General features: G+C 68.6%; 17 protein-coding genes and 1 pseudogene. 1 reads left to right on the top strand and 17 read right to left on the bottom strand.

Annotation, left to right across the window (positions count from 1 at the left end):
* Nucleotides 1–35: 35 nt before the first annotated feature.
* The 5 genes from J7E96_RS34215 to J7E96_RS34195 form a co-directional block, all read right to left on the bottom strand.
* The gene (locus J7E96_RS34215; RefSeq protein WP_215137357.1) at nucleotides 36–1,640 is read right to left on the bottom strand and encodes an FAD-dependent oxidoreductase; all 1,605 of its coding nucleotides are present in this window, start codon (nucleotides 1,638–1,640) and stop codon (nucleotides 36–38) included.
* A gap of 44 nt (nucleotides 1,641–1,684) precedes the next feature.
* On the bottom strand, nucleotides 1,685–2,716 hold the full coding sequence (locus J7E96_RS34210) for a methyltransferase (protein WP_215137354.1): 1,032 nt from the start codon (nucleotides 2,714–2,716) through the stop codon (nucleotides 1,685–1,687).
* Between the two features lie 191 nt (nucleotides 2,717–2,907).
* Complete coding sequence (locus J7E96_RS34205; RefSeq protein ID WP_251070836.1) at nucleotides 2,908–4,512, bottom strand: MDR family MFS transporter; 1,605 nt, start codon at nucleotides 4,510–4,512, stop codon at nucleotides 2,908–2,910.
* 176 nt (nucleotides 4,513–4,688) lie between these two features.
* The gene (locus J7E96_RS34200; protein WP_215137352.1) at nucleotides 4,689–5,666 is read right to left on the bottom strand and encodes a zinc-binding dehydrogenase; all 978 of its coding nucleotides are present in this window, start codon (nucleotides 5,664–5,666) and stop codon (nucleotides 4,689–4,691) included.
* A gap of 132 nt (nucleotides 5,667–5,798) precedes the next feature.
* Entirely contained in the window at nucleotides 5,799–7,334 is a 1,536-nt protein-coding gene (locus J7E96_RS34195; RefSeq protein ID WP_215137350.1) for an FAD-dependent monooxygenase, read from the bottom strand.
* Between the two features lie 110 nt (nucleotides 7,335–7,444).
* On the opposite strand from J7E96_RS34195, the gene J7E96_RS34190 reads away from it, so the two are divergent.
* Complete coding sequence (locus J7E96_RS34190) at nucleotides 7,445–7,966, top strand: MarR family winged helix-turn-helix transcriptional regulator (RefSeq protein ID WP_215137348.1); 522 nt, start codon at nucleotides 7,445–7,447, stop codon at nucleotides 7,964–7,966.
* Nucleotides 7,967–7,977: 11 nt separating this feature from the next.
* On the opposite strand, the gene J7E96_RS34185 is transcribed toward J7E96_RS34190, so the two are convergent.
* The 12 genes and pseudogenes from J7E96_RS34185 to J7E96_RS34130 form a co-directional block, all read right to left on the bottom strand.
* Entirely contained in the window at nucleotides 7,978–9,588 is a 1,611-nt protein-coding gene (locus tag J7E96_RS34185) for an FAD-dependent oxidoreductase (protein WP_215137346.1), read from the bottom strand.
* 84 nt (nucleotides 9,589–9,672) lie between these two features.
* Nucleotides 9,673–10,635: a GNAT family N-acetyltransferase gene (locus J7E96_RS34180; RefSeq protein WP_215137344.1), complete on the bottom strand. Its 963-nt coding sequence runs from the start codon at nucleotides 10,633–10,635 to the stop codon at nucleotides 9,673–9,675.
* Between the two features lie 120 nt (nucleotides 10,636–10,755).
* Nucleotides 10,756–10,959, bottom strand: a complete 204-nt coding sequence (locus J7E96_RS34175) for a ferredoxin (protein ID WP_215137342.1) — start codon at nucleotides 10,957–10,959, stop codon at nucleotides 10,756–10,758.
* Between the two features lie 5 nt (nucleotides 10,960–10,964).
* Nucleotides 10,965–12,215 (bottom strand): cytochrome P450, encoded by a 1,251-nt coding sequence (locus J7E96_RS34170; RefSeq protein WP_215137340.1) that lies wholly within the window; start codon nucleotides 12,213–12,215, stop codon nucleotides 10,965–10,967.
* A gap of 67 nt (nucleotides 12,216–12,282) precedes the next feature.
* On the bottom strand, nucleotides 12,283–13,059 hold the full coding sequence (locus tag J7E96_RS34165; protein WP_215137338.1) for an SDR family NAD(P)-dependent oxidoreductase: 777 nt from the start codon (nucleotides 13,057–13,059) through the stop codon (nucleotides 12,283–12,285).
* Nucleotides 13,056–14,495, bottom strand: coding sequence for an FAD-binding oxidoreductase (locus J7E96_RS34160; protein WP_215137336.1), 1,440 nt, complete (start codon nucleotides 14,493–14,495; stop codon nucleotides 13,056–13,058). Before J7E96_RS34160 ends, J7E96_RS34165 begins: the two co-directional genes overlap by 4 nt.
* A 57-nt stretch (nucleotides 14,496–14,552) precedes the next feature.
* Nucleotides 14,553–14,921: a hypothetical protein gene (locus J7E96_RS34155; RefSeq protein ID WP_215137334.1), complete on the bottom strand. Its 369-nt coding sequence runs from the start codon at nucleotides 14,919–14,921 to the stop codon at nucleotides 14,553–14,555.
* Between the two features lie 106 nt (nucleotides 14,922–15,027).
* On the bottom strand, nucleotides 15,028–15,225 hold the full coding sequence (locus J7E96_RS34150; protein ID WP_215137332.1) for an acyl-CoA carboxylase subunit epsilon: 198 nt from the start codon (nucleotides 15,223–15,225) through the stop codon (nucleotides 15,028–15,030).
* 20 nt (nucleotides 15,226–15,245) lie between these two features.
* On the bottom strand, nucleotides 15,246–16,814 hold the full coding sequence (locus tag J7E96_RS34145) for an acyl-CoA carboxylase subunit beta (RefSeq protein ID WP_215137330.1): 1,569 nt from the start codon (nucleotides 16,812–16,814) through the stop codon (nucleotides 15,246–15,248).
* Nucleotides 16,811–17,080 (bottom strand): DUF6059 family protein, encoded by a 270-nt coding sequence (locus tag J7E96_RS34140; protein ID WP_215137328.1) that lies wholly within the window; start codon nucleotides 17,078–17,080, stop codon nucleotides 16,811–16,813. The genes J7E96_RS34145 and J7E96_RS34140 overlap by 4 nt, the downstream gene beginning before the upstream one ends.
* Nucleotides 17,081–17,140: 60 nt before the next feature.
* A complete protein-coding gene (locus tag J7E96_RS34135) occupies nucleotides 17,141–18,373 on the bottom strand; it encodes an NtaA/DmoA family FMN-dependent monooxygenase (protein ID WP_251070835.1) in 1,233 nt (410 codons plus the stop codon).
* Nucleotides 18,374–18,412: 39 nt separating this feature from the next.
* Nucleotides 18,413–19,117: pseudogene (locus J7E96_RS34130) on the bottom strand (methylenetetrahydrofolate reductase); the annotation flags it as partial.
* Nucleotides 19,118–19,124 lie beyond the last annotated feature (7 nt).

The following is a 19,124-nucleotide window of genomic DNA, read 5'->3' as shown; positions in this document are numbered from 1 at the left end:
CGGGAGGCGCGCCGAGCCGTTTACCGTCGGTGCCGTCAGTCCAGGAAGAGGATCCGGCGCAGCAGGTCGGACACGATCTGCGCGACGTCCCCGTCAGGGCCGCCGTTGGAGCGCCAGGCGACGAAGCCGTCGGGGCGGACGAGGACAGCGCCGCCGTCGGAGATGCCGTACCGCTGTTTGAAGGTGTCCTCGGTGTCGGCGTACTCGCCGCCCTCACCGATGCCGCGGACGTTCAGGAGCAGGCCGAGATCACGGCCGACCGCTGAGGCTGCGGCCCACGGGGCGGCGGGGCCGGCGGTGAGCAGTGTGAAGCCGACGGGGAACAGGTCGACGGTGGAGAACGGGCCGTGCTCACCGGCGACGACGACGTGCGGGGCGCGCGAGCCGGGGCGGCCGCTGGGTTTGTCCGGGTCCTCGGTGACGGTCCACAGATTCGGGTCTTCACCGACGAACGCGCCTTCCGGGTAGGCGTAGCCGAAGGTCATCGTGGTCTCGTCGACCAGGTCCTTGGCGACCTCCTGGTACTGCTTGCCCTCGCGTACGGCGAAGCGCAGCATGGCTTGGCGCACCGTCTCGTCGGCGACCGGACGGCGCTCGGAGTCGTATGTGGCCAGCAGCTCCTGCCCGGCCTTGCCGCTCAGCACCAGGGCCAGCTTCCAGGCCAGGTTGTAGGCGTCTTGGATACCGGTGCTGGCTCCGAAGGCACCGGTGGGCGGCATCACGTGCGCCGCGTCGCCGGCGATGAGGAAGCGGCCGGTGGTGAAGGTGTCGGCGACGCGGGCCGAGATGTCCCACGCGGGCATGTTGACCGACTCGATCGTCAGTGGGAGGTCGGGGACGCCGACAGCGGCGCGGACCAGCTCGACACAGCGCTCTGGTGTGAAGTCCCTGGTACTTTGCCCCTTCTCCGGGAAGAAGGAGACGTTGATGACCCACTTGCGGTCGTTGTCGATCGGGATGATCGTGCCGCGCACCTCGGGATTGTTGACGTAGGCGGCGATGATCTTGCGACCGCGTAGCGCCTCCTCGAGGTTGGCATCGAAGAAGAAGCTGACGAGGTTGGTCAGGGTGCCGCGGCCGTGGGTGCCGACGCCGAGCAGTTCGCGCAGGGGGCTGCGGCTGCCGTCGGCGGCGACGACGTACTCGGCGCGCAGCTCGGAGGTCTCGCCGGTGCCGAGGTGTGTCAGGGTGGCGGTCACGCCGTCCGTATCCTCGGTGGCGGTGTCGAGGCGGGTGTGAAAGCGCAGGTCGACGCCGACCTCCTCGGCCCGCTTGCGCAAGATGGGCTCGAGCTGGTTCTGGTCAATCAGGGTCCACTGGGCGGGGCTGATCCGGCTGATGTCATCGATGGAGGCGTTGGGCATCCGGACCCGCTCGTCGCCGGCGAGGGTCTCGACGTGCACCAGGTCGGTGTTGCCTGAGATCGGCGAACGTCCGGCCGTCACGCGCTCCTCCATGCCGATCGCGCGGTAGAGCTCCATCGTGCGCGGGTTAATGGCACGGGCTTTGGGGTGGGTGGAGGTGGCGGGGTGGCGCTCCACCAGCGTGGCCTTCACGCCGTGGTGGGCGAGGAACACGGCGGCGGACAGGCCTGCGAGGCCGCCTCCGACGATGAGAACGGGCGCCTTCTCCTGGCTCATGGTGATTCCTTGGGTGGTCGGGGCGGACGGCTCCTTCTGGGCGGTCATCGGGTCGCGGTGACCAGCGTGTGCGTGCCGAGCAGCGGCTCCGCGGTGCTGCCGGTGAATCCGGCTTCGCTCAGCCAGGTATGGACGTCCTCGATGCGGTATTCGGAGCCGTCGGGGCTGACCAGGCGCATGTGGAGGCTGGACAGCAGGCGCTCGGTGTTGCGGCGCTCGTCGTCGATCATCCGGTCGTAGACGAGGATTTGGCCGCCGGGATTGACGGACGCGTAAACGCGGCGCAGCAGTTCCTGGCGCCGGTCGGTGTCGAAGCCGTGCAGGATGTGCCCGAGCACGATGACGTCGGCCTTCGGGATGCTGTCCGTGAAGAAGTCTCCGCCGGTGAACTCGATGCGGTCGGCAAGGCCCAGGCGGGTGGTGTGTTCGGTGAACAGCGGACGGGTCCGCTCCAGGTCGAACACGCCGGCCTTCAGGTGCGGGTGCTCCTTCACCAGGACGGACGCGAGGTTGCCGCGCGCGCCGCCGAGGTCGACGAAGGAGGAGTGGCGGCTCCAGTCGATGCGGCCGGCAAGCTCGGTGCCCATCCGGTCGCTGTAGGCGTCGAGTCCGGCGAAAAAGCGTTTCATCTTCTCCGGGTCGTTGTGCTTGTCCCCGACGAAGCCGCCCTTGTCGGGGTCGAGGTGCTGCGGGGTGCCGGTGGTCAGGGCTTCGGTGAGCCGGCCCCATGTGCTGTACAGGGTCTCGTTGGTCAGTTCGACGAAGCCGCCGAGGTACGTGGCGGTGCCGGGTACGAGGTATGCCTGGGCGAGCGGCGTGTTGCTGTACTGGTCCCCGGAGCGCTCGAGCAGGCCGAGGCCCGCCAGCGCGTCCAGGAAGTCGGCGGCCATGCGCCGGTGCAGCCCGGTCGTGGCGACGACATGGTCCGCACCGGCCGGTCCCTCGGCGAGGGCACCGAACACGCCGAGGGTCACCCCGCTGTGCAGCACCTTGGCCGCGCAGTCCGCGATGGTCAGCTTGATCAGCGGACCGGGGTCGACCGTCGCGGCCGTCGTACGGTCATCGGTCGTTGTCACGCGAGCCTCCTAGCAAGCCGTGGGGGACCGCTGCGGTCCTGATGCGACAATGACCGGTTCCCGTGGAGTCCCGCTCGAAGCGGCCTGCAGTGGTGGTGCGTGCTTCCTGCGTAGAACCGAAATGCCGCCCTCCCCGCGATTCGCGGGGAGGGCGGCACTGGGCCTGAATCACATGCGGGGGGGTGATGTGATCAGGCTGCTTCGGGGGGGCCGTCGGCCGAGGTCGGAGCTGGGTTCTTGGTGGCGGAGCCACCCTGCGGGCCGTCGTCGCCACCGTGGTGGCGGGAGCGGAGCGTGAGGTTCTTCATGAAAAGCGTGAGGACGAGGCCGACCGCGAGGACCGGCACCGCGGCGAGGAACACCGGGGTGACGGAGGCGGCGTAGGACTGCTCGATGGCGCTGCGCACCGGTGCGGCGAGCGAGTCAAGAACCGTGTCCGAGGAAAGGGAGTTGTGGTCGATGCCGTCGAGGGCTCCGGCCGGGACGCGGGAGGCGATCTCGTCGGTGAGACGGCTGTAGAAGATCGCGGCGAAGAGCGAGATGCCGATCGAGGTGCCGAAGGAGCGTCCGAAGGTCACGGTGGCGGAGACGGCCCCCATGTCCTGGGCGGGGGCGGTGTTCTGCGCGGCCTGTGTGAAGACCTGGGCGGAGAGGCCGGAGGCGAAGCCGAAGACCACCATGTAGAGGACGGCCAGGGCGCGCGGGGTGTCGGCGTCCATGGTGGACAGGAGGAGTGCGCCGACGATGCCGAGGGCCATGCTCAATATGGGGAAGATCTTGTACTTGCCGGTCTTTCCGATGATCTTGCTGGAGCCCATGGAGGAGAGCACCAGGCCGAGCATCATCGGGAGCAGGACGAAGCCGGAGGTGGTGGGGCTGGCACCGGTGACGACCTGCACGTACAGGGCCAGGAAGTTGACGGCGCCGACGAAGACGATGCCGCTGACTATGGTGCCGAGCAGCGAGATCGTGAAGGTGGAGTCCTTGAACAGGCGCAGCGGCACGATCGGCTCGGCAGCGACTGACTCAGCCTTGACGAACAGTGTGACGAGCAGCAGCGTGCCGAGGCCGAGGCCGATGATCTGGGGGGAGGTCCAGGAGTACTCAACGCCGCCCCATGCCGTGAGGAGGGTCAGGGCGATGATGGCGCCGGAGAGGGTGACGATGCCGGCATAGTCGAGCTTGGACGCGCGGGTTTTGCGCGGTAGGTGCAGGTACTTGACGAGCAGTACGACGATGGCGGCGCCGACGGGCAGGTTGATCAGGAAGACCCAGTGCCAGCTGAGGAGGTCGGTGAGCACGCCGCCGACGGCGGGGCCGGCAAGGGAGGCCCCGGCGAAGACCATGCCGAACATGCCGTAGTACTTGGAGCCTTCGCGCGGGGTGAAGAGCTCACCGATGATGGCGAGGACGGAGACGAAGAGGCCTCCGGCGCCCAGACCTTGCACGATGCGGAACACGATGAGCTGCTCCATGGAGCCGGCCGCGCCCGCGAGGGCGGAGCCGAGGAGAAACAGGGCCATCGCGGACAGGTAGATGACCTTGCGGCCGAAGAGGTCGCCGAGTTTTCCATAGATGGGCGTGGTCACGCTGCTGGCGATGACGTACGCGGTGGTCACCCACGCGAAGAGGTCGATGCCGCCGAGGTCGCCCGCGATGCGGGGCAGGGCAGTGGCGACGATCTGCATGTCGAGGATGGCCAAGAAGGCGGAGAGCATGCAGGCGACCATGACTGGGGTGGTCCTGGTGCCGGAGGGGTGCAGCCCTCCGTGCGCCTGAGCGGTGGGAGCGGACAAGGTGGTGCCGCCTTTCGAATCGTTGTGTGCTCCCCGTCGCACCGGCCGCTGAACGCGGTCGGCGTCACCTGGCTCTCGGGCCCGAAAAGGGCTTAGGGGAAGGTCCGGATCTTTTGGAGTGGTGGGCGGCTAGCCCGTCTCGGGGGCGGACGGGCCAGCCGCCTGCTCGTTGCGCCTCAGGGAACGAGGACGATCTTGCCGAGCTGAGCGCGCGCTTCCATCAGCTCGTGTGCCTTGACGGCATCCTCGAGCGGGATGCGCTCGTGCACGACCGGCTTGATCCGGCCGGAGCTGATGAGTTCGAGCAGGTGGCGCTGGCCTTCGGCCACGGCGTCCTGCTTGTTGTAGAGCATCGCGTAGAGGCTGAAGCCCGCGACATTCTTCATACGGGCCAGGGCCAGGGTGGGGATCGGCGGGATGTCGCCAGAGGCCGAGCCGTAGAAAACGAGCGTGCCGAACTGGGCGGTGATGTTGAGGGACTTCAGCAGGACGTCGCCGCCGACAGTCTCGAGGACCACGTCGGCGCCGCGGCCGTCGGTGGCAGCGAGAACCTGGTCGACCCAGTCCTCGTCGGTGTAGTTGACGGTGACGTCGGCACCCAGCTCGCGTGCGAAGTCCAGCTTGGCCTGGGTGCTGGCGGTGGCAATGACCTTGCCAGCGCCAAGGGCCTTGGCAATCTGGACGGCGAGGTGGCCGACGCCGCCGGAGGCAGCGTCGATCACGATCGTCTGGCCGGGCTGGAGGCGGCCGGCCTCCTTGATCGCGTGGTAAGCGGTCTGGGCCGGGCTGGGCAGCAGGGTGGCCGCAGCGGCGTCCAGGTCATTCGGGATTTTGATGAGCCAGTCGGTGCCGGCGACGACGTAGTCGGCGTAGGCACTGTGGTCGATGTCGCCGACGACGCGGTCGCCGACGGCGAAGTCGCTGACGCCCTCGCCGACGGCTTCGATTGTGCCGGCGACGTCGCCGCCAGGGGCGCCGGGGAGGCCGGCGTGGCCGCCGATCGGGATGCCCTGACGGCGCTGGACCTCGGCGAAGGTGACGCCGATGGCCTCGGCGCGGATCAGGACCTGACCCGGACCGGGCTGCGGCTTCTCCACCTCTTCGAGGCGCAACACAGATGGCGCGCCGTGCTCGTAGTGGCGGATGATTCGCATGTCTTCTCCAAACGGGGGTTCCGTCGAGCCGTCGCGCGGTGCTGCGGCCCTTTCCGGGAATACATATGCATGTTGACATGCATTTGACTGCCAGTCCACATGGACTGAGGAAGTGCGCGATTTCTTTGCCATTTACTTAAAGACCGCTCGGGTGGGGTCGGTGACCCCCGCCCAGGTCTCTAGGGCGGTGCGCAGACCTTCGGCGATCTCGGACGCCGAGGCGCTCCTGTCGGCGGCCCAGGCGATGTAGCCGTCGGGGCGCACGAGCACACCAGCCAGCTCCGGCTCCTCCTCGCACTCCGCGACGACGTGTCGTACGCGGCCGGCCCAGTTCAGCGGCGCCGCCCACTTCTCGTACTCCTCGGCCACCTCCGGCCGACCGGCAAGGTCGAGGAGGACGAAGTTGCCCCGGCGCAGGAACTTCGGGAGGGTCTCGGCGCCCTCTTCGCTCTTCAGCGTCAGGTCACGGGCGAAGTCGCCGAGCAGCCGGTGCTCGGGGCCTTCGAGGTCATAACGGACCCGGACGCCACTGAGCATCTCGGCGATGTGGCGGTTGGCCTCGTCCTTCTTCATCAGGTCCTGGAAGAGCTCACGCAGCTGAGTGACGTAGGGGTCGGGGTTCATCAGCGCGATCTGGGCGCGGGTGTTGGCCAGCACGCTGCGGGCCGGCTCCTGGCGCTCCTTGTCGTACGTGTCGAGCAGGCCTTCGGAACCCCAGCCGTTGATCGTGGCGGCGAGCTTCCAGCCGAGGTTGAGGGCGTCCTGCAGGCCGAGGTTGACGCCCTGGCCGCCGACGGGGAAGTGAGTGTGGGCGGCGTCGCCGGCCAAGAGGATGCGCCCCTCGCGGTAGCGCTCGGCCTGACAGGCAGAGTCGGTGAACCAGGACAGCCAGCGCGGCTCGCTCGCGCCGAGGTCATCACCCCAGATCTCGCGCAGGCTTTCGGTGAACTCCTGGAGCGTCAGCTCGGAGCCCGCCTCCTTGCCCTTCTCGAAGTCGAAGGTGGCTACGCGGTGGTACTTCTCGTCGAGGGGGACGCAGAAGATCAGGCCGCGCTCGGTGCGCTCCATGCCCATCGGCGCGTTCTCACGGTCGGCGAGGACGACATCGGCCAGGCGGGCGGTGACACGGCCGCCGGTGCCGGGGAAGCCGATGCCCGCGGACTTCCGGACCATGCTGCGGCCGCCGTCGGCCCCGACGACGTACTGGGCGCGCAGCGTGTACGAACCGTCGGGGCCGGTTACGTCAACCTCTGCGCCGCCCTCGTCCTGACGGACGGCAGTCACTTCGTGGCCGCGGCGGATCTGGCAGCCGAACTCCTCGGCTCGCTCCTCCAGCAGGCGCTCGGTCCGGGTCTGCTCGGAGAGCAGTGCGTAGTTGTGGGCGCTGTCGAGGAGCGAGAAATCGACCCAGACGTCGAGGCCGGCGAAGTGGCCGTTGTTCCAGCTACGGGCGCCGTCGATGAAGCGCTCGGCCAGGCCCCGGCGGTCGAGCGACTCCAGCGAACGGGCGTGCAGGCCGAAGGCCTTGGAGTGGGGCGTCCGCTCGGTGAGACGCTCCAGCACGACAGCCTTGGCGCGGGAGATTCGGAGTTCGCTCGCGAGCAGCAAGCCCACTGGGCCGCCGCCGACGATGACCACGTCGAAGTCGAAGTCCTGTGTGTCCGGCATTTGCGTGTCCTTCCAGTGAAGCGAGGGAAAATATATGCTTGCTTACATGCAATCGATTGATAGCATACACATGCTCGCAGAACTCAATCGTCACGCCTAGGATGTTTGCTATGGAGACTTCGACCACCAGGCAGAAGACCGCGCAGCTTCCGTCCACGCGCGGCCCACTGGCCGCCGCCGACCCTCTCGATGCAGTGGGTCCGGCCTTCTCGCGGCTTCGGCGTGCCTCTGCGCTGAACGTGGAGAGCCCGGTCTCCCGAAAGGACATGACGCGGACGCTGGTGCTCAACATCGTGGAAGAGGGAGCGGAGCACGACGGCCAGGAGATCACCGTCGGAGTCGTCGGCGAGCGGCTGGCCGTGGACCCCTCCGTGGCCAGCCGCATGGTCACCGACTGCATCTCAGCCGGATACCTGATTCGCGCCGCCTCCCAGCAGGATGGACGGCGGACGATCCTTCGCATGACGGACGAGGGACTGACGATGCTGGCGGCCTTTCGCCGCCACCAGCGGGCGGCCTTCGAGTTCATCACCCAGGACTGGCCCGATGACGAACGCCTGCAGTTCGCCCGCCTGCTGATCAAGTACGTCGACTCGGTGGCTCAGGTGCGCGGCACGTCCGCCGACGGCTGACCGCTCATCACTTACCGGGCCAGAATCCGGCGCAACGCCGCCTCGAGCGCCGCTCCCTGCTCCTCAGAAGAAACGGCGTCCGCGGCGCGCCAGGCGACGATCCCGTCCGGGCGAACCAGGACGGCACCCGTGGCGCCCACGCCGTAGGCGTCGGCCCACGCACCCACCGGGTCGGTCAGGCCCCCGCTCCGCGCTGTCGTTGCGATGCTGTGGAAGTCGACGGCCACACCGAGCGCGGAGCCGGCCGCCGAGGCCGCCCGGTCCCAGGAGGCGCCGTCCTCCCCGGCCAGCAGGACGAACCCGGAGCCGAACAGGTCCAGCGTTGCCACCGGGGTACCGGCCCGCTCCAGCGCCACGTAGGGGGCGCGGGTGCCCGGCTCGCCGCGCAGGGTGCGCGGGTCCGAGGCCAGCGGAAGCCGCTCGCCGGCCTCGGGGATGAAGGCACCCGAGCGGTAAACCTGGCCCATGGTCACGGTCATCGCATCGGCCGTTGCGGCCTGCTGCTCCTCGGTCGCAGTGCCCGAGCGCGCGGCCAGCTGGAGGGAACCCTGCTGCGCGGTGTACGTACCGATCGGCCAGCGTTCCTCCTGGTAGGTGTCGAGCAGGGCGCTGCCCGCGACTCCCTTGACCACCAGGGCCAGCTTCCAGGCCAGGTTGAAGGCGTCTGCGATACCGGTGTTCGCCCCGTACCCGCCGGTGGGCGGGATCTGGTGGGCGGCGTCGCCCGCGACCAGCACCCGTCCCTGGACGAAGTTGTCGGTAACGAGCTCGGCCATGTCCCATGGGAAGCGCGAGCGGATCGTCACCTCGACCGCGTCCGAGCCGATCGCGGCAGAGACCAGCTCGGCGCAGCGGGCGTCGGTGAAATCGTCGAGGGTCTCGCCCTTGTGCGGGTCGTAGCCGACGATGAGGGTGCCCTCGGTGAGAGTGTCATCGTGCACGAGGATGCCGGTGACCGTGTCGTTCTTGACGTGGACGACGCTGTACCGGCGGTCCCCGAGGACCGCCCCGAAGTCGGCGCCGAAGGCGATGCTGACATGCTGCGACAACACGCCCCGACCTTGGCGCTTGACGCCGAGGGACTCCCGTACCGTGCTGCGCGGTCCGTCGGCGGCCACCAGGTAGTCGGCGTGCAGGGTGCTCTCGGTGCCCTCGCCGTCCTTGACAACGGCGGTGACCCCGTCGTCGCCCTGTGTGAAGGAGACCAGCTCGGTGCTGAACCGCAGATCGGCTCCGAGCTTCTCGGCCCGGGCGCGCAGGATCGGCTCCAGCCTGTCCTGCGGCAACAGCAGCAGTTTGGAGGGGGTCAGGTCCGCGAGCTCATCGCCGCCCTCCAGTTCCTCTTTGCTGAAGAGGATCTCGCCGGCCAGCGAGACCACACCGGCGCGGGTCTTGTGCTTCTCGAACCCGGACGCGGCCTTCTTGGCGGCCTCCTCGACACCGACCGTGCGCAGCATTTCGGCGGTACGCGGGTAATAGCCGACCGCTCGGGGATGGATGGAGGTGCTGGGGTGGCGCTCGACCAAGGTGCAGGGCACGTTGTGATGGGCGAGAAATACGGCGGTGGACAGGCCGACGAGGCTGCCACCGACGATCAATACGCGTGTGTCGCTGTTACTCACAAAGGACCCCTCTCGCGGTTACCGGTCTGTGCGGATCGTGGCAGCGGCCGGTGGACCTGAGCTTGAGCTCCGCTGGGGGGCTTATCAGGCCTTGACGGAATACGTCGACCAGGAGCTGTCCGGGGCGAATCCGAGGCGGCGGTTGAGGGCGACCACGGCGTCGTTGCGCACGTCGTTCCAGGCCTGCACCAGGGCCAGGTGCTCGTTCTCGCGCGCGGCCCGGGCCAGCAATTGGGCCTTGAGCCAGGTGCCCAGACCGCGGCGTCGGCGGTCGGCAAGCACGAGGGTCTCCCCGGCGTCGGCCATCGGGCTGTCGCGGACGAAGAGGGTGGCGTACCCGGCGACCTGGCCCGTGCCAGCATCGATGGCGGCGGTCACGTACTGCCGGTGTCCCGCCCGCTCGGCCTCGGCCTCGCGCGCCCGCACGTCGTCGGCGGTGGGGGTACGTACCTCGGCCTGGCCGTTGACGGGCGCGTCCAGCGTGCCCCACGCACGGGCGTACGCATCGACGAGCTCGTCCGGGCAGCGGTCGATCCAGTGCACGAGGCGGTGGTCGGGCACCGCACGGGCAGCGAGCTCTTCGAGTCCGTTGCGGGCCGGGCCGCGCAGGAAGAGGCGGTTACGCAGATTGGTGCCTCGCAGTTCGGCGCCGCAGACGGCAGCGAAAGCCTCGGCGGCCGGGGTGTGGGGGGCGTCGACCATCAGGCGGCTGCGGCCACGGCTGCGTAGTTCCGCGCGGGCGGCGTCGACCAAGGCGGTGCCCGCGCCGAGGCGGCGGGAGGAGGGGAAGACCCACAGTGAGCCGTGTCCGGGTCCGACCGGATCGCCGAGGTCGAGCCCGAGCTTGGTGCAGCCGGCGGGCCGGTCGCGGTCGAAGGCGGCCAGGACGATCCGGTCGGCGCCGTGTCGGCGCTGCAGCAGCCGGGCCAGCAGGGCCTCGGAGACCGGCGGGTCGCCGGGAAGTTCAAGGCTCATCGTCTCCTGGAAGCCGGGCAGGAGGAGGTCGATCGTCGCGGGGTCGTCACCATCGAGGCTGCGAATGTCCATGACCCCATCGTTGCCGGGGACACTTGAGGTTCCGTCAAGAATGGCTCGGAGCACGGACGCCGCACCGTCCGTGCCCCGAGCCGCCGAACCCCGCCGAGCCGTCAAGACCGCCCGGCGAGGTCACGCCTCTTCCGTCTCCTCAAGCGTGATGGCCCGCACCGGGCAGGCCCTTACGGCCTCGCGCACCATCGGCTCGCCGCCGCCGTCCTCACGGCCTGGGATGACAGTGGAAAGGCCGTCGTCGTCCTGCTCGAACACAGAAGGCACGGCAATCGCGCACTGGGCGGAGCCGATGCACCGGTCGGTGTCGATTGAGATGTGCATGGTGCCTACCAGGTGACAGGGAGCTCGGACACTCCCTGCAGTACGAACGGTGCGTTGACCGGCACCTCATCCGCGGGGATCGCAAGCCGCAGCGTCGGCACGCGCCGGAAGAGGGTGGCGAGCGCGATCTCCATCTCGGCCCGGGCCAGGTTCTGGCCGATGCACTGGTGGATGCCGTAGCCGAAGGCGACGTGTCGGCCGGAGGGACGGAAGATGTTCAGGTCGTCGGCGTGCTCGAAGGACTCCGGGTCACGGTTCATCAGCATCGTCGAAAGGATCACCCCGTCGCCGGTCTTGATGAGGTGTCCGGCGATCTCGATGTCCTCCTTGGCCACGCGCATCAGCATGTCGCCGATGGAGGCGAAACGCATCAGCTCGTCCACCGCCTGGGGCACCAGGGACTCGTCGGTGCGCAACGCCTCCAGCTGCTCGGGGTGGGCCAGCAGCGCCATCGTGGACAGGGCGATCATGTTAGAGGTGGTCTCGTGTCCCGAGACGAGCAGGACGGTGGCGATCATCGCCAGCTCGTGGCGGTCGACCTTACCGTCCTCCAGCTGGCGGGTGATCAGTTCGTCCAGGAGGGTGTCACCGGGCTCGGCCTGCTTACGGGTGATCAGGTCGTCCAGGTAGGCGAGGATCTCGGTGAACGCCTGCTGGGCCTGTGCGGCCTGCTCCGGTCCGGAGGAGGACAGCACGTGCCGGGAGCGCTCGTCGAAGTAGTGGTGGTCCTCGTAAGGGACGCCCAGCAACTGGCAGATGACGGCGGACGGCATCGGCAACGCGTACTCGGTGAGCAGGTCGACCGTGGTGCCCGCGCCCTTGGCCAGCATCTTGTCGAGCAGCTCGTCGGCGTACTTCTGAATCACCGGCCGGAGCACGTTGACCTGACGGACGCCGAAGCTGGGCAGCACCATGCGGCGCTGGCGTGCATGTACCGGATCGTCGACGCCGACCAGCGGGGGCGCTGCGGCCTGCTGTCGCTGGGCTTCAATGCGGGGCGCGAGCAATGGGAACTTGGGGTCGAGGACGTCGGAAGAGAGCCGGGCGTCCGGGAACAGCTTGCGGCCGAGCTCGTTGCCGGTCACCAGCCAGGCGACCCGCCCGTTCCAGAGGGTGACCCTGGAGATGGGGCCCTCCTCACGGAGCTGCTCGTACCCGGGCGGCATCTGGTACGGGCACTTGCGCTGGATCGGATAGGCGGGAGCGCCCTCGGCCCCGTCCGCCAGCGTCTTCGGCGCGTCGAGTGTGTCGGTCATGGGTTCTCCTGGGTGTGCGGCCGGTGAGCCGTGCGGCGCTCCGGCTGGGGAGGGATGGGGGCGAGGTTCACAGGCCGCCGGTGACGCGCAGGGCCTCACCATGGACGTTCCCGTTGGCAGCGGAGCCGAGGAAGACGATGGTGCGCGCGACGTCCTCGGGAGTGTTCATCCGGCCGGAGGGCAGCGACTTGGCCTTGTTCTCCAGGAAAGCGGGCGAGGCGTGCGTGAGGACGTTCTCAGTGAGGGTCTGGCCGGGGACGACCATGTTCACCAGGATTCCGGCGGGGCCCAGCTCCCAGGCGAGGCTGCGGACCAGGCCGTACAGCGCGGATTTGGAGGCTCCGTACGCACCCGCGCCGATCATGCCGGTGTCCGCAAGGCCGGCGCCGATGAGCACGATCCGGCCCCAGTCGCGGTCGCGCATGAGGGGCAGGACAGCCTGGATGGTGTGGAAGACGGCGTCCACGGAAGTGCGCAGGACGCGCTGCCACTGGTCGGCCGGGACTTCCTCAAAGGCGGGCATGTGCAAGCCGGGACGCGGGATCGCGGCGCCCCACTCGACCGCGCTGGCGACGAGAACGTCGATGCCGCCCCACTCGGCGCCGACCGCGGCGACGGCGGCGCGTATGGAGTCCTGGTCGCCGAGGTCGTAGCGGACCACGTAGGGGGTACCGCCGGCGGCGGCGACCAGGTCGGCCGTCTCCTTCGCACCCGCCTCGTCGGAGTGGTAGGTGATCGCGACCCGGGCACCCTCCGCCGCGTAGGCGAGGGATGTGGCCCGGCCTATGCCGCGGGAAGCGCCGGTGACGAGCACCACCTTGTCCGTCAGATCCGTCTTCATCATCCTGCCTTCGTCGTCTGGTGAACGCGGTCCTGGCCGGAGTCGATGCTCTGGCCGTGCCGGAAGAAGCCGTCGGGGTCGTAGGCCTGCTTGATCTCGCGCAGTCGGGTGGCGTTCTCCGCGTAGTGGTCGCTCTCCCACTTCGCCTGCACCCGCGAACTGGGGAAGTTGATGTACGAGCCGGTGGCCAGCGGGGCGAGGGCCTCGCCGCACCGGTTGGCCCACGCGTCGAGCTCGGCCGGGCCCTGCGCCGCCGACGCCTCGTCGCGGGTGGCGATCTGGAAGCCCGTCAGGAACTGGGCGTCGCGGTGCACATAGGCGGTCTCGGTGCGCCCGATGCGGTTGGCGGCGCCACCAAGCGCGATGCACAGCAAGTAGCGCTCGGTGTCAAGGTCAGGGTTCCACGCATGCAGCAGAGCGTCGGCCTGGGCTCGTGTGACCGCCTTCCCGGTGAGGCGGTATGCCTGCCGGGTGTAAGGGTGCCGGTGGCCGATCGCGTCCGGGTGCGTGCCGGTTCGGTGGCACTGCTGGACAGTCTTGGAGCCGCACAGCGCCTCGTGCATGACGTCGGCGTACGCCCCGGGCGCCGAGACCTCGCGGTGCACGGGCTTGGTACCCGTGCGCTCGGTGAGCTCGTCGAGGGCGCGTTCGAGCTCTTCGGGTGCGCCGTGATGCACACCCCAGATCTTGACGACCGGCTTGCCGCCGGGTCCGAACATACCTGGCAGCACGACCAGGGAGGTGCCGAGGTCGTCAGAGCCCTCGACGGCCCAGGACTGCCAGGAAGCCAGCACGTCGGCGGCTTTCTCGTAGGACCACAGAGTCTCGAAGCCGGTCAACTGCGGGGCGTCGATGGGGCGAAGTTCGAACTCGGTGACGACGCCGAAGTTCCCGCCGCCGCCACCACGCAGTGCCCAGTACAGGTCCGGGTGCTCGTCCGCTGATGCGTGGACAGTCCGGCCGTCGGCGAGGACGACCTGGGCGGAGACGACCCGGTCACTGGCGACGCCGAACTTGCGGGTCTGCCAGCCCAGACCGCCGCCGGTCAGGAAGCCACCCTGGCTGACGGTGGGGAAGGTGCCGGTGATGATCTGGCGGCCGTGGGGTTGGAGAGTGTCCAGGGCGTCGAGCGACTGGATGCCGGCCCCGATGCGGACTGTGGGGCCGTCAACGGTGGCATGGTTCATCCTGGACAGGTCCATGACCAGGCCGGTACCGGTGGACCAACCGTTGAAGCTGTGGCCAGCGCCGCGGATGTGTGCCGGGATACCGGTCTGCTGCGTGTGGCGCACGCAGGCGAGGACGTCCTCGGCTGACTCGCAGTAGGCGATGGCGTACGGCGTCACCGAGTCGTACTCGGTGTTCTGCAGTTGCTTGGCGAGCTGGTACCCCGGATCGGAGGGGAGAACGAGTTCGCCCTTGAGTTCATCGCGCAGCATGGGAGTCTCTCCTCGGATTGGTTCCCGGTCCGGGGTACAGGGCCTGTCGGCTGAGGTCTACTTGTCGATGCCGAACTTGCGGGCAGTGACCTTGGAGCCTTCGTGGCCGCGCAGGAGGTCACCGGAGGGTGAGTAGAAGTTGGCGCCGCCGGTGCCCTCCCAGCGGTCGTCGGAGACGAACTCGCCGGTGACGAAGACGTGGGCCTCGCCGACGTGCTCGCCCTCCGGATTCACTGCGAGGATGTGGAAGTTGTAGTGGAAGGAGTCCTTTCCGGTGGACTCCCAGTTGCCCAGGCCGATGTTCTTGGCGTTGACCTGGTAGCAGGTGACGCCGCCGCCGCCCGTGAAGGACGCCAGTCCGAACACGGACTTGCCGTCGTCCTCCAGCTCCGTGGTCCAGGTTCCGACAAGCCTCGCGTCGGTCATGGTGATTCTCCTGACGTGGGTCTCAGTTTGCGTGGGTGTGCCATCGGGTACGGTTCCGCCTCTGGCTGGAGCGGCACTTGAACGGCCCTGCAGCCGAGTCTCGAAGTCACCTGCCGCGCCACATGCCGGCGGACGGGTGCGGGTTGCGGTGCGGCCGGTGCCAGCCGGCTTCGCCCGTCTTCGTCTCTGTGGCCGACGCCTGAACGGCGGTGGCCCGCTGGGTCAGGACGGCCGTGAGAACCGCGGTGAGGGCGGCGGTCTCCTCCGCGGAGGGGGTGCCTCTGGTGATCTGCCAGGTGGTCATGGTCTGTGCCTCCCGGCCCGTCATACCGGCGGGTTGCCGTGCTTGCGTGAGGGGATGTCCGCGTACTTGGACCGCAGCATGGCGAGCGCGCCGATGAGTACGGAGCGGGTCTCGGCGGGGTCGATGACGTCGTCCACCAACCCGCGCTCGGCGGCGTAGTAAGGGTGCATCAGCTCGGTCTGGTACTCTTTGATCTTTTGGGCCCGTACGGCGTCCGGGTCGTCGGCTGCGGCGATCTGCCGGCGGAAGATCACGTTGGCTGCCCCCTCGGCGCCCATGACCGCGATCTCGTTGGTCGGCCACGCCAGCGAGAGATCCGCGCCAATGGAACGTGAATCCATGACGATGTACGCGCCGCCGTACGCCTTGCGCATGATCAGCTGTACCCGCGGGACGGTCGCGTTGCAGTACGCGTACAGCAACTTGGCACCGTGCCGGATGATGCCGCCGTGCTCCTGGCCCACACCCGGCAGGAAACCCGGGACGTCGACCAGGGTTACCAGAGGGATGGAGAAGGCGTCGCAGAACTGCACGAAACGAGCGGCCTTCTCGCTGGCATGGATGTCCAGCACGCCGGCGAAGGCTGCGGGCTGGTTGGCTACGATGCCCGTGACATGGCCGTCGAGGCGGGTCAGGGCGCACACGACGTTGGTCGCCCAGTCCGGCTGGATTTCGAAGTACTCGCCGTCGTCGACGATCTCCTCGATGACCGCGCGTACGTCGTACGCCTGGTTGGCGTTGCCCGGGACAATGTCGTGCAGCGCCTCGTTGAGCCGGTCGGCCGGGTCGTCCGAGGGCTGACGGAGGGCCGTTTCACGGTTGTTGGAAGGCAGCAGGGAGAGCAGGAACCGTACGTCCTCCAGGCATGCGGCCTCTTCGTCGTAGGCGAAGGCCGCGACGCCAGACACGGCCGCATGGATGTCGGCTCCGCCGAGCCCGTTCTGGGTGATCTCCTCACCGGTGACGGCCCTGACGACGTCCGGTCCGGTGATGAACATCTGCGAGGTCTCGCGAACCATGAACACGAAGTCGGTGAGGGCGGGCGAGTAGGCGGCGCCGCCCGCACACGGGCCGAGCATCACGGAGATCTGCGGGATCACGCCGGAGGCGCGGGTGTTTCGCTGGAAGATGCCGCCGTAGCCAGCGAGTGCGGTGACGCCCTCCTGGATACGGGCGCCGGCGCCGTCGTTGAGGGACACCAGTGGCGCACCAGCAGCGAGGGCCATGTCCATGATTTTGTGAATCTTGGTGGCGTGCGCTTCGCCGAGTGCACCACCGAAGATCCGGAAGTCATGGGCGTAGACGAAGACGGTACGCCCATGGACGGTGCCCCATCCGGTGATCACACCGTCGGTGTAGGGGCGTTTGCTCTCCAGTCCGAAGCCGGTTGCACGATGCCTGCGCAGGGCCTCGATCTCATGGAACGACCCTTCGTCCAGCAGGAGGTCGATGCGCTCGCGGGCGGTGAGTTTTCCCTTCGCGTGCTGCCGGGCCGTCGCCTGCTCGTCGGGGCCGTTGGCCGCCTGTTCCTTGAGCTGGGCGAGTTCGGCCAATCGGTCAGGTGTCGAGGCTGCGGTGTCGGTGATCACGCGGTCTCCTTCGGGTTCGACAGCCGACGCGCCAGGTCCCGTTCTTCCGCGGTGAGCGGGAGGTCGGAGCGAAGCTGCTCGGGGTGGCCCGGCGGGGGCTGGGACAGCATCCACTCCTCGGCCGGATCCTGGGGCGGGGGAACGTAAACCCAGATGGCGCCGGCCGCGACCAGCGACTGACCGACCCACCGCAGGAAAGCGGCCATTTTGGGCCAGGAATCCACGTGCCCCTCCGTTACCGAGGACCTGGTCGTCTGTGCGGGCATGGATGGTCCTCCTCGACTTCCGATACGCGATGTCGGACGGCCCACGGTCACACGAGGGGCTCAAGACCCCTTGGAGATGCGCTCAAGAGCGGACCGGGGGCCGCTTGGGCGTGCCGGCTCGGGGCGAGGCAGGCCGAGATGGTCGCGCAGGGTCGGCCCTTCGTAGCGGGTGCGGACCAGGCCACGTCGTTGCAGCTCGGGGACGACGAGGTCGACAATGTCGGTGAGTCCGTGCGGCAGATGACTGGGCATGAACATAAACCCGTCGGCGGCCCCCTGCGTGAACCACTCCTCCAGTTCGTCGGCGATGCTCCGGGGAGTGCCGATAAGGAACAAGGGGCCGCGGCCGCCGGCCGGCGTTTCGCGGCGGATATCGGGGTCGAGGAGGTTCTCGAGTGCCCCGTAGGCGTCCTCGGCCTCGGACTGTGTGCGGCCGGTGACCAGGGACACGGTCGACATGATCCTCACCTCGTCCGGGTTGCGTCCGCAGCCCGTGATCAGCTCGCGCAGGGCGCGGTAGGCGCCCTGCGCTTGCTTCAGAGTTCGGCGCCCGGTCAGGACTACGTCAGCCCACCCCGCGGCGAGGTCGTCCCCGTCGGAAGAGGTTCCTGCCGAGTGCACAAGGACGGGGCGGCCTTGTGGGGGGCGGGCGATGTTGAGCGGGCCGCGCACCTGGAAGTGCTCGCCCCGATGGTCGGGTACGTGGAGTTTGTCGGGGTCGAAGTAGCGGCCGGCGGCCTGGTCGTAGACGAAGGCGTCGTCCTCCCAGCCGTCCCATAGCCGAGTGGTGACCGCCAGGAACTCATGCGCCCGGTGGTAACCCATGGCCTCTCCGGGGCGCTGTTCCATGCCGAAGTTCCGGGCCTCGGCGTCGGTGACGGGGACGGTGATGTGCCAGCCGCAGCGGCCGCCGCTGATGAAGTCGAGCGAGGCGAGCGTCCGGGCGACCGGAAACGGCTCGTGGCAGGTGGTCGTCACGGTGGCCGCGAGACCGATGTGCCGGGTGTGCACGGCCAGCGCGGAAAGGAGTGTCAGCGGTTCCAGATACGCCATGTGACTCTGGCGGCGGAGTTCGTCCGTCTTCCCGTCGTGGGCGGGCTCCCCCACCGCCTCCGTGAGGAGGACCATGTCGAATCTGCCCCGCTCGGCGGCATGCGCAAGATCACGGTAATGGTCGAAGCTGAGACTGTGTTCGGGCCGGACGTCCGGGTGGCGCCAGGCGGCGGGGTGGTAGCCGAGTGCGGGAGCGGACAGGAGCGCCCCCAACCTCATGCAGGTGTGGTCGGTTTTCATGGCTAGCCCTCCAGCTGTCGGCTCGGATGCGGCCGGGATTCACGCTGGGAGTGCAGCAGGTACGGCTCGAGGAACGCTCATGCGGGGGCCGGGGTTGCGGCTCGGCGCCACGGTACCCGCTGTCAAGGAGGCTTGGATGCGGCGGTGAATGTCCAGAGTGGCGGTGGAGCGGTTGAGGGTGATGTAGTGTAGGCTGGGGGCGCCCTCGGCATTGTTGCGTGCCGCCTCCAGGTGACGCGCCAGGTCGTCGGGGAAGGCAGCGCCGCTGAGTTCGACGAAGCGGCGGATCTGGCGCACGTCCGTCGCCGGCATGATCTCCGGGATGATCGGGGTGTCGCAGCCCGCCGCCACAACTCGGTCGCGCAGCCGCAAGTACTCCTCGACATGGAAGAACATCTGGGTGATCGCGTAGTCGGCGCCCGCGCGGCACTTTGCGACGAAGTGGCGGATGTCGGCGTCCCCAGTCCGTTGAGCGCGGATGCATTTCAGGGAAGGCAGCCACCCCGATACTGAAGTCGCCGAGTGACCGTACGAGTTCGACAAGTTCGCAGGCGTAAGTGACGCCCTGGGGGTGGGGGCGCCACACGCCGCGCGGGTCACCTGGAGGATCGCCGCGCAGGGCGAGTACGTCACGCACGCCGGCGTCCGTGTACTGGCCTATGACATGGCGCAGTTCAGCGATCGAGTGGTCGACAGCCGTCAGATGGGCACCGGTCGCAGCGTTGTGCGCGCCACGATCTGCTTCGCAGTA

It is taken from the genome of Streptomyces sp. ISL-96 (assembly GCF_018614035.1).
Lineage (GTDB): Bacteria > Actinomycetota > Actinomycetes > Streptomycetales > Streptomycetaceae > Streptomyces.
Note: the sequence above shows the minus strand (reverse complement) of the source record. Positions and strands in the feature narration are given on the sequence as shown.